General features: G+C 48.8%; 10 protein-coding genes. 4 read left to right on the top strand and 6 right to left on the bottom strand.

Going from position 1 to position 14,564, the window contains the following annotated elements; all coding sequences use genetic code 11:
• Positions 1-229 precede the first annotated feature (229 nt).
• Positions 230-949 (top strand): PEP-CTERM/exosortase system-associated acyltransferase, encoded by a 720-nt coding sequence (locus EQU24_RS15390; protein ID WP_017842744.1) that lies wholly within the window; start codon positions 230-232, stop codon positions 947-949.
• Positions 950-1,723: 774 nt separating this feature from the next.
• On the opposite strand, the gene EQU24_RS15385 is transcribed toward EQU24_RS15390, so the two are convergent.
• From EQU24_RS15385 to EQU24_RS15360, 6 genes are all read right to left on the bottom strand, one after another.
• Complete coding sequence (locus tag EQU24_RS15385; RefSeq protein ID WP_017842745.1) at positions 1,724-1,963, bottom strand: CCDC90 family protein; 240 nt, start codon at positions 1,961-1,963, stop codon at positions 1,724-1,726.
• Between the two features lie 543 nt (positions 1,964-2,506).
• Positions 2,507-3,898 (bottom strand): aspartate aminotransferase family protein, encoded by a 1,392-nt coding sequence (locus tag EQU24_RS15380; protein WP_017842746.1) that lies wholly within the window; start codon positions 3,896-3,898, stop codon positions 2,507-2,509.
• A gap of 16 nt (positions 3,899-3,914) precedes the next feature.
• Positions 3,915-6,530: an MMPL family transporter gene (locus tag EQU24_RS15375; protein WP_017842747.1), complete on the bottom strand. Its 2,616-nt coding sequence runs from the start codon at positions 6,528-6,530 to the stop codon at positions 3,915-3,917.
• 19 nt (positions 6,531-6,549) lie between these two features.
• A complete protein-coding gene (locus EQU24_RS15370) occupies positions 6,550-7,254 on the bottom strand; it encodes a phosphorylase family protein (RefSeq protein ID WP_017842748.1) in 705 nt (234 codons plus the stop codon).
• Entirely contained in the window at positions 7,251-9,209 is a 1,959-nt protein-coding gene (gene shc, locus EQU24_RS15365; RefSeq protein WP_017842749.1) for a squalene--hopene cyclase, read from the bottom strand. Before shc ends, EQU24_RS15370 begins: the two co-directional genes overlap by 4 nt.
• A 10-nt stretch (positions 9,210-9,219) precedes the next feature.
• The gene (locus EQU24_RS15360) at positions 9,220-10,320 is read right to left on the bottom strand and encodes a phytoene/squalene synthase family protein (RefSeq protein ID WP_017842750.1); all 1,101 of its coding nucleotides are present in this window, start codon (positions 10,318-10,320) and stop codon (positions 9,220-9,222) included.
• A gap of 472 nt (positions 10,321-10,792) precedes the next feature.
• Between EQU24_RS15360 and hpnH the strand changes: the two genes are divergently transcribed.
• From hpnH to EQU24_RS15345, 3 genes are all read left to right on the top strand, one after another.
• Positions 10,793-11,905 carry an adenosyl-hopene transferase HpnH gene (hpnH, locus tag EQU24_RS15355; RefSeq protein WP_026130390.1) on the top strand — a complete coding sequence of 371 codons (1,113 nt, stop codon included), beginning with the start codon at positions 10,793-10,795 and terminating at the stop codon, positions 11,903-11,905.
• Positions 11,906-12,520: 615 nt separating this feature from the next.
• Positions 12,521-13,135 carry an ABC transporter substrate-binding protein gene (locus EQU24_RS15350; RefSeq protein ID WP_026130391.1) on the top strand — a complete coding sequence of 205 codons (615 nt, stop codon included), beginning with the start codon at positions 12,521-12,523 and terminating at the stop codon, positions 13,133-13,135.
• Between the two features lie 15 nt (positions 13,136-13,150).
• Positions 13,151-13,957: an MlaA family lipoprotein gene (locus EQU24_RS15345; protein ID WP_017842753.1), complete on the top strand. Its 807-nt coding sequence runs from the start codon at positions 13,151-13,153 to the stop codon at positions 13,955-13,957.
• Positions 13,958-14,564 lie beyond the last annotated feature (607 nt).

The following is a 14,564-nucleotide window of genomic DNA, read 5'->3' as shown; positions in this document are numbered from 1 at the left end:
GAAAGTTGTTAATAGTTCAATTTAGTTTTACTTTAGCAATTACTTTGCAGCTATTCAGTTTCCCGGCAATTATCGTTCCCATGCTGGGGCGTGGGAACGATAGGGGATGTGAATAGTTACATTACTTTTTTTCTTGCGTTTAGGCGTAAGATTTATTTCTTCACACCAGTTTCAAGATGGTTTCAAAGATTTATATTTTTAAGCCCGGTATCGCAGTAAGGTGTATTTTATGATGTTCGATGATTATTTTGACGTTTATCTTGCCGATAACGATGAGTCGAAGCAGATCCATTACAATATCCGTTATCAAGTTTATTGTGAAGAGATGGGGTTTGAAAAAACATCAAATGGCGGCCAATTGGAAATGGATGATTGGGATAAGCATGCCGTTCATTTTATAGTGAAGAATAAATTAACCGGTCACTTTGTCGGTGCTATGCGATTGATTCTACCGGAGCTAGGTTACTTACCGCTGGAAAAGCATTGTAGACTTAGCAATGGAGTTATCAAATCGGATTTACATAGATCGGTGGAGGTATCACGACTGTGCGTAATTAAAGAAGTAAGGCGGCGTTCCAATGATGGCGGTCCGCCGACAGGATTGACTGAAAAACATAGCGTGCATGATGACGTTGATTACTTGTGTAATGAACGTCATTTGAACCGGAGTATTATATGGGGCATGTTCCGTGCCGCATCTTTGTATTGCGCTGAAAATCGAATTCACAACTGGTATTTTTTGACGACAAAGATGTTATATCGCTTGATCACTAAAGAAAATTTTAGAATGGATCAAATCGGCGATTCATGTGAATTAAATGGTGAGCGTTTCCCTTATAGAATTCATATGGCTGAGATATTGCAGAATCCAATATGGAATCAAGGGTTTCAATTGCACTACAAATGCTACTCGGCAAAGTATAATGATGTTTTTAAGCAATGTGCTTGAGCCGGGTAGGTTACGCTGCGTGTACCTAATGTAGACACCTACAGAATCTCAACGTAATTCTAAACGCTTCGGCCGTGGACAAAAGGAAATCGAAACGTTTGGGGCGGATTGAAGCACCTGCTACATGTGGAAGATAGAGTTTCGCGCTGCAAAGCGAGAAAGAAGCATATCTATTCTCCTCTTTGCGTGAAGTGTACATTTTTAACTGATTTGGCAAGCCTCGTGAAGCTAGTGTTTCGGTCGAAGAATGTCGAGTTACGCTACGCTAATCCGACCTGCCGCCTCCTGAAACAAGCAGCGTTCGCTGTTACCCAAGCGCCGACTCTCATTGTTATGCATAAGTCATAAATTATCCTTTTGCAATCTTAGCCAATGAGGCCTCGATTCCATTGATTGTCACTTAACACTCTCGGCTTCGAAATCGCAATCAGGGGATCGCTCCCACAGGGCATCCGACTCCTTGTGGGGGCGACGCCTTCGTCGCGATTAAAACCTTGGGGGTTCGAATTCGCTGTTTCCCAAGCTCCAGCTTGGGAAACCGATGCGCGAAGCTCTAGCTTCGCGGTGCAACTGCGTCAGTTTCAACTGACTTGTCTAGTCTCGGGAAGCAGAGCTTCCGGCGCCTGCGTTCCCAAGCTGGAGCTTGGGAACGAGCAAATGTAGACAATGAAGAAAAATCCTATAAAATCAACAGTCTAATTCTTCATGCTCTTCATGGTTATTTTATAATATTGAATACTTTCACAGTCTCAATAGCTTGGGAAAGAGTAAAATCTATAAAATCTTCACCAATGTTGCAACAACGGCAACTGCGGCCATCATCATGCCGCCCAATTTGATAATGAGTCGGTATTCCATTTCGCGTAAACGCATATCCAGGTGTTCTTTAGTAACTAAGGTGTCCTCAATAATACGGCGATGTTCCGCAGCAAATACCTCTGCTTGCTCTTCAGAAAAACCTACGGATTTCAGCCGCTTAATGAATTCGTGAGTGTCAAATGTGATCGTTGGCATGATTACTATTTCCTATTTTCATGATAGGGGTTCAAATATGAGAATTTTAATCTGTTTCCTCAGCTTAAATTTGGAAAACAGGTCAGGTAGACTTTAGCTTTAATGGTAAATTATCATAATTTATCGCTGTTCCCCAAGCTCCCGCTCTCATCGATATGCACAAGTCCCATCATGCCCGCCGGGAAGGGGGTATTCAGTGCCAGGGATGGCACGGCCAATACCGTGCATCCCTGTAGCCAGGATTCCGGCACTCCATGCCGGAATGACGTGGTTCACATAAAGATGTGTATAACGATGGGAGCGGGAGCTTCACTGCCATTAAGTTAAGGATTTTTCCGTTCGCCCTGAGCCTGTCGAAGGGTGAATGGAAAAATCCTGGGTCGATAAGTTAAGCCGTCCATGGTTCGACAGGCTCACCACGAACGGCTTAACTTAATGGCAGTGAGCGGGAGCTTGGGAACGAGCGAAAATAGAAAATCCCCCTTTGTCAAAGGGGGAGGTCATATCTTTAGCCCTGCGCGGGCTCCGAAAATATACTACGAATTATTTCCCAGCTTTGCCCTTCAACGCATGACTCGCCAAGTTTTTACCCAAGTCCCAAATCGTGCCCGGTACTTGATGCGTAGCGGCGATGGTTTGGTCGAAGGCGTTGATGATGTGATCGCGGTCTTTTTGCGTTAAGGTTAGCGGCGGCAGCAGTTTGACGACGTTCATGCCGTGTCCGGCGACTTGCGTCAGAATCCGGTGGTCCTTGAATAGCGGTATTGTGATCATTTGACAGAACAGCCCTTTGTTGGCGGCTTCCAGCATTGCCCAGGCGGCTTTCAAAGTCAGGCTTTTCGGGGCGTGGAATTCGATCGCGATCATCGAGCCTTTGCCGCGCGCTTCTTTCAAGAATTCGTATTTTGTCGACAAGGCGTTCAGGCTGGCGATGATGTCGTTGCCGACTGTCGCGCTTTGTTCAACCAAATTTTCCGATTTGATGACTTCAAGACCGGCCAGCCCTGCGGCCATCGCCATGTTGTTTTTGGAAAAAGTCGACCCATGCACGACTGCGCGGTCCATGCGATTGAATACCGTGTCCATGATGTGCTGCGTCATCGCGACCGCGCCGACCGGGACGAAACCGCCGGATAGGGCTTTGGACATCAGGATCATATCGGGCTTGGCGCCGTAATGATCGATCGCCCAGAATTTACCGGTGCGACCGATACCGGTTTGGATTTCGTCGGCGACGAACAGCGTTCCATATTTTTTACAGAGGCGTTCGACTTCGACAAGGTAGTTGTCGTCGGGCAGGTTGACGCCCTTGCCTTGTATCGGTTCGACGATGAAGGCGGCAACGTCTTTGTTGCTTAGGGCTTGTTCGAGTGCCGCTAAGTCGTTGAACGGTATCGCAATGCATTCGGGCAGGAGCGGGCCGAAGCCTTCTCGGAAGATTTTTTCGCCGTTCAGCGAGAGCGCGCCCATGGTTAAGCCGTGATAACCGTGCTCGCAATAGACGATTTTCGAGCGTTTGGTGGTGTAGCGCGCGAATTTGATCGCGGCCTCGACCGCCTCGGTGCCCGAGTTGCAAAAAAACATTTTTTCGAGATTTTCCGGCGTCGTCGTCAAGATTTCTTTGGCCAGTAAGCCGCTCAATATTGAGACGTCGAGTTGTACCAGGTTGGGCAATTCGAGCGTCAAAGTTTCTTGTAACGCGCTGATTACGGTCGGGTGGTTGCGGCCGATCGCGAATACGCCGAAGCCGCTCAACAGGTCGAGATATTCGTTGCCTTGTTCGTCGTAGAGATATTGGCCAACCGCGCGTTTGTAATTGCGGTCGTATCCGATTGTTTTTAAAACGCGAACCATTTGATTATTCAAATGTTTTTCATGCAACTCAAATTTATCTTCACTGTGTTGCGCTAATAGCTCGGCTATGCTGAAAGACATAAAAAGACCTCTAAATTTATATTTTGTGCCGGCTAAATGCAGGCAGCACGATTAACGTGCAAATGATGGTGAAAGATATGCCGATCGCCAGTAACAAGCCCATGCTGGATGTGCCTGGATGAGGCGTGAAGGCAAGACTGGAAAAACTGCATAAGGTTGTTAAAGAACTGAATAGGACGCCTCGCGCGGTGCTGCTTTGCAGCAGATCGACGCCGTTCGACCAGTGACTGTTCAGTCGGTGCACGACATGAATGCCGCTGTCGACGCCCATGCCCATCAGTAGCGGCAGGGCGATGATGTTGGCGAAATTAAACGGATTGTTGAGCAAGACATTGGTCGCTCCGGTCAATAAGGTCGCAAGCAGTAACGATCCGATCATCAATAGCGTATCGCGGATGTTTTTCGTAATTATCAGCATGAGCACGACGATCGCCGCGAATGCGCAAGCGAAGGCTTCGACAAATGACAGGATGATCGCGTCGCCGGAGGCTTTATCAATAATCGGCAGGCCTGAGACGCTTGCATCGATGCTTTGTACGTCAGTGACGAAGGCTTCCCGGTGACTGACGATGTTCAGGTTTTGCTCCGGCGTGACCATGATTTTATAAAGGCCGGTTTTACTTTGCCAATGGTCGGTTATGTAAGGCGGCAGGTCTTCCAGGTCGTAAGCTTGGGCGGTCAAACTGATGCTCAAGCGCTGCATCGTATAAGGCAGCAGGCCCAATATGTTTTGTTCCAATTGGCTGTATTCGGCATCCGGTTCGGGTTGCCGGTCGGCAAATTCGATATAGCTGTCGATTCGTGCGAGTAAGGTTTCAAGTACCGGAATCGGGACAGCGGTCGTTGCTTCGTCAATGGCTTTTTGTAATGTAACGGCGAAACGAATCGCGGCATCGCGCTGATCGTTGGCAAGCAACGGTTTACCGAATTGTTTGAGTTGGGCGCCGAGAATCATGTCCAGCTCTTCGATTCGATAGAGTTTGTCCTCTTGATCGCCGGCGACAAAGCTTGAAAGGGTGAGTGCTTCATGAGTCGATGGCAGGGCCCGTAATGCTTCCGCGCGCCGGTCGGCTTCCTCTAGACTGTCTGCAAGACCGGTCAGCGAATAAGGCGATTCGTTGCGTGACGACAAGAGTTCCTTGAATGTCGAGGCCGATTCGCGGCTGGGGTCGCGTAAGTTGAATGTGCTGGAATCGAACTCCAATTGCGTGAGTATCGCGGCCGAGGCAATGGCAAGCAGTATGCTGGCGACTCTGATCGCTTTGGCATGACGAAACGGAAAATGGGCGATGGCCGATGATAGTTGCGAGGATCTAAACGGGGCGGTTTTGCCCAGCGGCATGACTTTTAATAATGCGGGGACGATCGATAATGAAAGCCCCAGGCCGATGAACATGCCGGCACTGGAAATAATGCCTAATTCAGATACGCCGGAGTAGTCGGTCGGAATGAATCCGAGAAAGCCGATGGCGGTGGTCAATGCGCATAAAAACAAGGAGAAACCGATGCTGTTGATGCTTTCGGTAATCGCGCCTTCATTGTTCATGCCGGCTGCACGGCATTCACGGTAGCGTAGGCACAAATGCGTGGCATAGTCGACGCCGAGTCCGATATACAACACGGCAAAGGCGACCGATATAATATTCAAGTGTCCGACCGCGAGTGTGGCGAAACCGGCGGTCAGAATCAGGCCCATGATCAGTGCGATCAATGTCGTCAAGAGTAGTTTGACTGAGCGGAAGCTCAACCATAGCGAGGCGCAAACAAGAAGTAGCGACAAGATGCCCGAAATAATCGCGCCTTCACTGACTGTTTCGAGTTCTTCGTGTTGTAGAGCGGTTTCGCCTGTAATTCTGATGCGGACTGCAGGGTTTTCCTGCATGATCGATTGACTCACGGCTCGGGCAACCGAAAGTGCAAAATCCGCGGGCATGATGTCGGTAAAAATCAGTTTAGGTTTGGCAATGACGATCGAGCGTTTAGACTCGGTGTTGAGTCGGTGGTCGGCCAGTAGGTTTTGCCAGGATAAAAAACGAGGGTTCCGATTGAGTCGACGGTCGATTGTGTCGTCAATCGCGGACAGCAGCGGGGTAAGATTCATCGGCAAGGACTTGTCTTTTTCCGCGAGCGCTTGGCGAATGATTTCGAATAAGCCTTCCAGATTGTAATGTTGCGCGAGATAGCCGATGAACGGTTGGGCATCGGTGAGTTTTTTCGACAGATCGTCTAACTCGTCAAGGCTTAGGAATAATAAGGCTTGTTGTTTAAAAAATGCATTATCGGTCGGTATTATTGCCGACTCGAAGTGTTCCTTGTCGCGGCTTAGACGCTGTGCGAGTTCGGCGGCGGCTTGGGAGATTTGTTCCGGGGTTTCTCCGTCGACCACCAACATGATCGCGGCGGCGTCTTCGGGAAAGGCGTCGTTCAGGCGAAAGCGATTGACCTGAAAGGGTAAGTCCGGCGACAACATTTGCGTCGTATCGGTATTGAATCCGAGGTTGTTGATCGTGTAATGCAGGCTAAGACCGCACAGAGTCGCGGTCAGAATTAGCAAAGTCCACGGAAAACGCACGACTTGGCGGTCCCACCATAGTAATAATCTGTGAATAAGGGTGTCGTGATGCTGAGTCATGCCGGCGGTGCGCGGATTTTTAGTTAACGATTGATGGCAGCCAAATCGATGCGGCCTGTTTCAATGTTTTTTGCGATGCATGAAAGTGCCGGCCTAATTGTATCAGGCTTGGTAATTCTAAGGGATGTTTGATTAGATGGTTAAGCAGTTTGGCGATATTGACCTCGCCGTCCTGGTCCAAGGCGTGCGCGACGGCTTTAGGTAGGCTCATGTCGGCGGGGTCTGCGATCGATCGAATTGCTAGAAAATCGATTCGGCGAGCCTTGGCGATTTTGGCGATGGCAACGCTTTCCATGTCCAGGGCCGCGGCACCGGTTTTTCGATGGATCTCTTGTTTATCCATGCTTGTGACGACAAGCGTTTTGCTGGACGCTAGGCTGATATGCGCGACAGGATTAAGCGGGTTTAATAGCGTTTGCATTTCAGCAAGCCATGGCGAGCGGATGTCGATGCTTTCCAGGTCATCGCTAATGAGTTGTTCGGGTAGGGTTAGGTTGCCTGGGCGCAAGCCAGGTGCGAGCGCGGCGGCACAACCCCAGCTTATCAGGCGTTCGGCACCTTGATCGAGCAGTTGTTCAGCGGCTTGCTTGGCATTTTTCGGGCCGGCGCCGGATTGAATGATAAGGATATTTTCGGCGATGACGTGACAGCACCCTTTCTTCGGTTTGGCCGAAGTCAGGGTGCTTAGTTCTTCCGGTAGGGCGGCAATAATCCCCGTGATCACGAGTTATTGATCGCGTTACGGTATTTAGCTAAGGCCCACAACGGGAAGAATTTATCGTAGCCGTGGTATTTCAAATAAAACACTCTTGGAAAACCGGGAGCGGTAAAGCATTTGTCGTTCCAGCTACCGTCGGTCAACTGGGTTTTCATTAGAAATTCGACGCCGGCTTTGACTTCCGGGCTATGCGCTTCGCCGGCCGCAATCAAGCCGATAATGGCCCAGGCGGTTTGAAACGCAGTGCTGAAGCGATATTTTCCGCGAAAGTTTTGTTCGTCATGATAACTGAAGTTGTCCTCGCCCCAGCCGCCATCTTCGCGTTGCACGCTTTTCAGCCATCTTGCCGCGTTGACATACATCGGGTCGGTTTTAGGAACATCGGTTTGTTCTAGGCCCAATAATACCGACCAGGTGCCGTAGATATAGTTGGTTCCCCAGCGTCCGAACCAAGAGCCGTCCGCTTCTTGTTCGCTACGAATATAGTCGATTGTGCGTTGCAGTGCCGGGCGGTATTCGTCGTGACCTTTTGCAACGCGTGCCATCAGCATCGCGCAACGCGCGCTGACGTCGACCGTGGGCGGGTCGAGTAATGCGCCGTGGTCCGCGAACGGAATTTCGTTCAAGTAATAATAAGTGTTGTCGACATCGAATGCGCCGTAGCCGCCGTTTTCCGATTGCATGCCGACGATCCAGCGTGTAGCCCGGTGTATCGATTCGTCCAACTCGGGCAGATTAGAATCGGCCATGGCGAACGCAACCAGTCCGGTGTCGTCGACATCGGGATAGTGTGGATTGGCATATTGAAACGCCCAGCCTCCGCCTTTCAATTCGGGTTTGGTTACTTGCCAGTCGCCCGGTTCGTCTATCAATTGCTTGGATTTTAGCCAATCATAGGCGCGAATCAACGCGTCGCGATTGCCGTTTTTGTCGACTTCTTGCAAAGCTAGGGCTGTTAGGCCGGTATCCCAGACGGGCGACAGGCACGGTTGGCAATAGGCGTCGTGTTCGTTGATGACCAGCAATTTGTCGATCGCTTTGCGAGCCGTAACGACCAGTTCATGATCTTTCGGCATGCCGAGCAGCAGCATCGCTTCGTAAGCATTGACCATGGCCGGGAAAATTCCGCCCAAGCCGTCTTCCCCGTTCAGGCGTTCGATAAACCAATCTTGGGCTCTGTCGAGCGCTTTTTGGTGCATGCTTTGAGGAATCAGCGGACGCGTCACGCGGCCGAGCTTGTCCAGCATCAAGAAAAACTTGTTCAGCGCGGTCCGTTCCGGAAAATAGTGTTTTTCCTTATCCGGATGAACGACGAACAGTTCTAGAATGTCGACTTTATTCGGGTTTTTCGCGGTCGCTTTTTCTGAGCACAGAACGAACAACGGCACCATGACAGTTCTAGACCAATAGGAAACCTTATCCAAATGGAACGGAAACCATTTCGGAAGCAGCATGATTTCGACTGGAATATAAGGCACTCCGCGCCAAGGCAGTTGTTCGAATATCGCTAGTGCGATGCGCGTGAAGACATTGGCTCTGGCCGCGCCGCCTTGACTCAGAATGTAATTTCTGAGTTTTTGCATGTGCGGCGCATCGATCGAATCGCCGGCCATTTTCAGTGCATAATAAACTTTGACGCTGCCGCTGATATCGCCTGGGCCGCCGGTAAATAGCGGGTAGCTGCCATCCTCGGATTGGCGCGATCTTAGGTAATTGGCAATCTTGGCTTGCAGTACTTCGTCGATTTCGCCCAAATAGTGCATCATCATGATGTATTCGGACGGAATCGTGCAATCGGCTTCCAATTCGAAAATCCAATGGCCGTCTGGTTGCTGCAGCTTTAGCAGGTAATCCTGCGCCTTGCCGATGGCTTTGCTTAAATCGTTCGGTTTGGCGACGATGGCCGTGGCGGAACTGGGCAAGTCGCGCGTGTTGATCTCTGTAGTGGCGTCGGTGAACATAATGCTTCCTTTATAGTGCTGACTTAGCTTTCAGGGATTGTGGGTGGTAAGTCCAATCGGGCGATTCGAGCCCGCGGCTGGTCAGATTAAACAATAAGGACAGCAGCAGGTTGCTGCGCCCGGTAAGACGAGTCGTTAAGATGGTTGCCTTGACACTGTTTCGAGTGATCTTGACTTGGTTGGATTGCTTGAAATCCAAGTTTTGCTTGATTTTTCGCAAGGTCAGGACCGCCATGCCAAGCGCCCATAGGCAGAAGTTTCTAATTCCGGTTTCGTGCGACGGAATCAGCTGCGTATAAGCGAGTGCGTTACTTAGGTGGCCGTGCGCGATGCTGATTAGGTGTTCAAGGCCTTTTCGGAAGTTCTCGTCGTCAGTTTCCGGCGTCAACGTGGATAAGTCGAAACCGGTCTCGTCGAAAATGTCTTGGGGCAGCCAACAAACATCTCGGCCGGCGTCGTCCCATATATCCTTGAGGATGTTGGTCATTTGCAAGCCTTGTCCGAACGATACCGAGAGTTCGAGTAGGCGCTCTCTATGAGTCGCTATTTCGGGCGAGTAATGGCAAAACAGTTTGGCGAGCATTTCGCCGACACAGCCGGCTACGTAATAGCAGTATTTATCCATGTCGGCCATGGTCGGCAGTCCGTTGCTTAGGTTTTGCGCCTGAAAGATCGGCATGCCTTGTGCCATTGTTTCGACGCAAGTCGCCAGCGCTTCAATTTGTTGCGGATCGAACGAATGCGTGATTTGAATGACGCGTGGCGTCAGGCCGATCAGCGTATGTTCGGCCGGAATGGTTTGCTCCGACAATAAGGGGGCTAGGTCGGCGGCAAAATCACTCGCGCCATGGCCGGTCTTGACAGTTTCGATGAAACGTTCGCAGAAGATTTTTTTTTGGTCGGGGCTTAGGGAAACTTCGTCTTCAACGGTGTCGACAATTCGGCACAGTAGATAGGCATTGGCTACCGGGCGATAGAGATTTTCCGGTAGCTGCGGAATAGTCAGCGCAAACGTCCTGGAGACGCCTTCAAGCAGCAGTGCTTGAAATTCATCGTCGGATAGGCCGGTTAATGACTCCGGTTTGTCCAGTGTCGGTTGTAATGCGCTCATGATTATTTTCTAAGATTTCGTCTTGATAGTTTTGGAAACAGACTTGAGTTAACGGCAATGATAGACTGTTTGTTGGTATTTTGCAAAGCAATGTTGTTTTCTAGCCAATATGAGTAAAATCCTATGCTCCAGCTCTGTTATATAGAATAAAAATCAATTATTTAAAAGTTTGTGTTGCATTTTTGCAAATAGGTCGCAATGTACCCCTGTTTAGCTCTTAATGCGATAAAATTGTGCTAAAACTGGAGTCAATACCGAAAAGATAGTATTCTACTTGCAAATCTATAAATGATTGTAATCTATAAGGACTTATATTTCAGGTGGGTTTTTTTGATTCGCCGACAGTCGTTTTCACGGAAGGATGCATGGTATTTTTGGTCTGTTGCAAGTATGCAACAGATCGTTTTTCTGTTTTATGAGGCTCGATTATGATCGGCCTTACTTGTATTCAGTCACTATGGAGGATATGCCCGTGGGTGTGCCATTACGTCAGCAGTTAGCAGTTGGTAGTTATCTTATTAAGCAAAAACTGAAAGGGGCTAAAAAATATCCTTTGGTTTTAATGCTCGAGCCCTTGTTTCGATGCAATCTGGCTTGCGCGGGATGCGGAAAGATCGACTATCCGGATGATATTTTAGATAAGCGTTTATCGGTCGAGGAATGTTTGCAAGCGGTCGACGAATGTGATGCGCCAATGGTTTCGATTCCCGGTGGCGAACCGTTAATTCATAAAGATATGCCGGCAATTGTCGAAGGCATCGTCGCAAGAAAGAAATTCGTCTATTTATGCACGAATGCACTCTTATTGAAAAAGAAGATCGATGACTATAAACCGTCGCCTTATTTGACTTTTTCCATTCATTTAGATGGTAATAAAGAAAGACACGATGCATCGGTTTGTCAAGACGGCGTGTTCGATAGAGCGGTTGAAGCGATCAAGTTAGCGCTCGATAAAGGTTTTAGGGTCACGATCAATTGCACGCTGTTTCAAGGAGAGCAAGCGAAAGAAGTGGCCGAGTTTTTGGATTATGCGATGGAATTGGGCGTCGAAGGCATTACGATAGCGCCGGGATTTAGTTACGAACGCGCGCCGCAACAAGATATCTTCATCAAAGGACGCGATGTCAAGGAATTATTCCGGGGTATTTTCAAGATCGGCAAGAATCGTAAATGGAAATTGAATCATTCGTCGCTCTATTTGGACTTTTTGGCCGGTAATCAAAGCTATAATTGTACGCCATGGGGCAATCCGACCCGCAATGTATTCGGTTGGCAAAAGCCTTGCTATTTGTTGTCCGATGAAGGTTATGCCGAAACTTTCCAGCAATTGCTCGATGAAACGCCTTGGGAAAAATACGGTACTTCGAAAAATCCGAAATGCGCGAGTTGCATGGCGCATTGCGGCTACGAGGCAACGGCCGTAGAAGATATGATGAAAAACCCGATTAAAGGTCTATTGACAGCGATCAGAGGGCCTAAAACCGAAGGCGACATGGTTCCCGAGCCGGTTCCTGTTTATGCAAATGAAAAGCCGTCTTCCGGTCTCGCGGGCATTCCTATTACCGTCGAGGCGATGGATTCCTAAAGCAGGTTCGAAGGGTGTTCATGCCGGCATTTCGCCGTTATACCCGCCGGGAAGCGGGTATTCAGTGCCAGGAATGGCAAGGCCAATAAATCGCTTTAGCCATCTGCGGGACGGGTTATTTAACCCGTCCCCAACGTTTCAATGGGCTTCGGCAGGATCAAAACGTTTCGGACGAGGTTGCAAACCTCGTCCTGCCAAGCGTACCCCGGATTACGTTGCGCTTCATCCGGGAACCTCGGAGCCACGCCATTCCCGTATTTCGTTACGCTACATACGGGCTACGTGCTGGTTATCCGCTTACCGGCTGGTATGGCGGGACTTGTGTATAACGATGAGCGCTCTGCGTGGGAATGCTTGAGTACCGCTCCAGCGTCTCGGGCTGCATTCCCACGCTGGAGCGTGGGAACGATAGCGGGATGTGTATAAATACACAAATTCCAAGAAAGCTTGAGCGCCGTAGGGTGCGCATCGTGCGCCTTTTCAAAAATATTTTGAGTTTAAAAAGCGGGTACACGGCAATTAGCTAAAAGCGGCTTTTTTCGACAGTCTAGCGAAAGGGTATGTCTTCTTTACGGCCGGCAAAGCATGCCGGAAATCAATGTTTTCGGAGTTTTTATGTATCAGAGTCTAATCAATAAAATATCGGTTCTTTTTTTGCTTCTTTTGCTGGGCTTAACCGAAGTCTATGCCGAGGATATTCTCAGTGCCCGGGAGGTCGTTGAAAATTTTCAAGACGAGTTATTAGATGTTATGAAAAACGGTAAGGAGCTAGGTTATAAAGGCCGTTTCGATAAGCTTGAAAAACCGGTAATTGAAAGCCACGATTTAAACATGATTGCCAGGGTTGTTGTCGGACGCGAATGGGAGAATATGTCGTCGGATCAACAAGATAAATTTGTCGAAGTGTTTAGTCGATTCAGTGTTGCGTCATACGCGCACAATTTCAAGGAATACTCCGGCGAATCGTTTAAATTCGAATCGGAGGAAGAGACCGGAAGAGGCGGTGTCATCGTGCATACTTATTTGGTCATACCCGATGATAAGGATGTTAAATTCGATTATATGTTGAAGAAAAAAGGCAATAGCTGGAAAATAATCAACATCATTGCCAACGGTGTCAGCGATTTGGCTTTAAGGCGTTCGGAGTACGGCAGTATCTTGAAACGGGACGGCTATGATGTACTGATCGAAAAAATCAGCGAAAAAATCGATCTTTATTCCAAACAATAGGCTTTTATGCGAATTATGAGTAGCAAGCTTAAGCGAATTGTTGTCGTTTTTCTTTGTGCTCAGGCTTATGCGTTAAGCGGTTGCACGACGACGGCGAATCAAGATTTATCGGTATCGGAAGTAGATCCTTACGAAGACATAAACCGTAAGGTGTACGCTTTTAATATGACGGTTGACGAATATGTCGCCGAACCTGTCGCCAATGCTTATAAAACGGTAGCGCCGGATGTTGTTCGGACTGGAGTCAGCAACTTTTTCGGCAATCTAAAAACCATTAATACAGTTATCAACGATGTCTTGCAGGGTAAGTTTCAGCAAAGTGCCGAGGATTCCGGGCGTTTTTTGGTGAATTCTACGGTGGGTCTGGGTGGTTTGCTCGATATCGCAACCGATATGGGATTGGAGCATCATGAAGAAGATTTTGATCAGACCTTCGCGGTGTGGGGAGTTCCTCAGGGTTCTTATTTAATGCTGCCATTTTTAGGGCCTTCGACCACCAGGGGCATTCCCGGGGCGGTATTGGATACCGCGGCGAATCCTGCGACCTATGTTGGAATGCCGGTGCAAGTATTACAAGTGTTGGAAGTTGTCAATGCTAGAGCTAATGCTGACGGTGCGTTGAAGTTCATTGATGAGGCGGCATTGGACCCTTATGTATTCACCCGAGAATCTTATCTTCAGTGGCGTAACAATCTGATAAATGACGGTAATGTAAACGCCGACGCTAATGACGATATTGACGAATTGCTGGAATTGGAAGAAGCGTTTTTTGAAGAAAATGATGCTGAAAAATTAACCGATCAAGCGCCTGATAAAAATTAGGGCTGTCATTTTCAACTATTTTTATCTTTATTAAACCTATCGTTCATGAAGGCCTAGCCATCGCCCCGGCAAATGAAAGTTCTCTGGTGGCGGAGGGTGCGGTCACTCGCCCGACAGGACGCCGTGAATACGTCCATGTAGGCTCGACGGCGGCTCCCCTGCCGCCGACGCCTGTCGATCGAGCAACCGCACCCTCTCTGGAACCGGTATTGCCAGAACAGAGTTTTGTATATCGAAAAATTAGATAAAGTGTCCAAATCTACGAACTTTCACAGTAACGTTCATGAAGGCCTGGCAATCGCTCCGGCAAATGAAAGTACGAGGGGTGGCGGGTCATAAGCGCCAGCTTAGTGTCTATTCTGGTGTATTTGTGGCGTTATATGTCATATCGGCATGGATTGCCGATATCCAGGTTACATGGATGTGAAGCTAAGCCTTGCCATCCCCTGGCCCTGGATTCCGCCAGTCCCTGGCGGAATGACGCGTTTTTCCTTAAGTTGGCGCCTATGGGGGTGGCGGGATGAGGGTACTTTTACAGTAAAAAGAGTCGTTGAGAGCCTCAAACTAACCTGTTTGCCCCGATCGTTTTGGATTGCTTTGGGCATAG

It is taken from the genome of Methylotuvimicrobium buryatense (assembly GCF_005931095.1).
In the GTDB taxonomy this organism is placed as follows: domain Bacteria; phylum Pseudomonadota; class Gammaproteobacteria; order Methylococcales; family Methylomonadaceae; genus Methylotuvimicrobium; species Methylotuvimicrobium buryatense.
The sequence above is the reverse complement of the archived record's forward strand: the minus strand, read 5'-3'. Positions and strand labels throughout refer to the sequence as shown.

What these genes read in the sequence shown, in the direction of transcription:
- EQU24_RS15385 (WP_017842745.1), bottom strand. Translation starts at nt 1,963, where the DNA reads ATGCCAACGATCACATTTGACACTCACGAATTCATTAAGCGGCTGAAA.
- EQU24_RS15350 (WP_026130391.1), top strand. Translation starts at nt 12,521, where the DNA reads ATGTATCAGAGTCTAATCAATAAAATATCGGTTCTTTTTTTGCTTCTT.
- EQU24_RS15360 (WP_017842750.1), bottom strand. Translation starts at nt 10,320, where the DNA reads ATGAGCGCATTACAACCGACACTGGACAAACCGGAGTCATTAACCGGC.
- EQU24_RS15345 (WP_017842753.1), top strand. Translation starts at nt 13,151, where the DNA reads ATGAGTAGCAAGCTTAAGCGAATTGTTGTCGTTTTTCTTTGTGCTCAG.
- EQU24_RS15380 (WP_017842746.1), bottom strand. Translation starts at nt 3,898, where the DNA reads ATGTCTTTCAGCATAGCCGAGCTATTAGCGCAACACAGTGAAGATAAA.
- EQU24_RS15390 (WP_017842744.1), top strand. Translation starts at nt 230, where the DNA reads ATGATGTTCGATGATTATTTTGACGTTTATCTTGCCGATAACGATGAG.
- shc (WP_017842749.1), bottom strand. Translation starts at nt 9,209, where the DNA reads ATGTTCACCGACGCCACTACAGAGATCAACACGCGCGACTTGCCCAGT.
- EQU24_RS15375 (WP_017842747.1), bottom strand. Translation starts at nt 6,530, where the DNA reads ATGACTCAGCATCACGACACCCTTATTCACAGATTATTACTATGGTGG.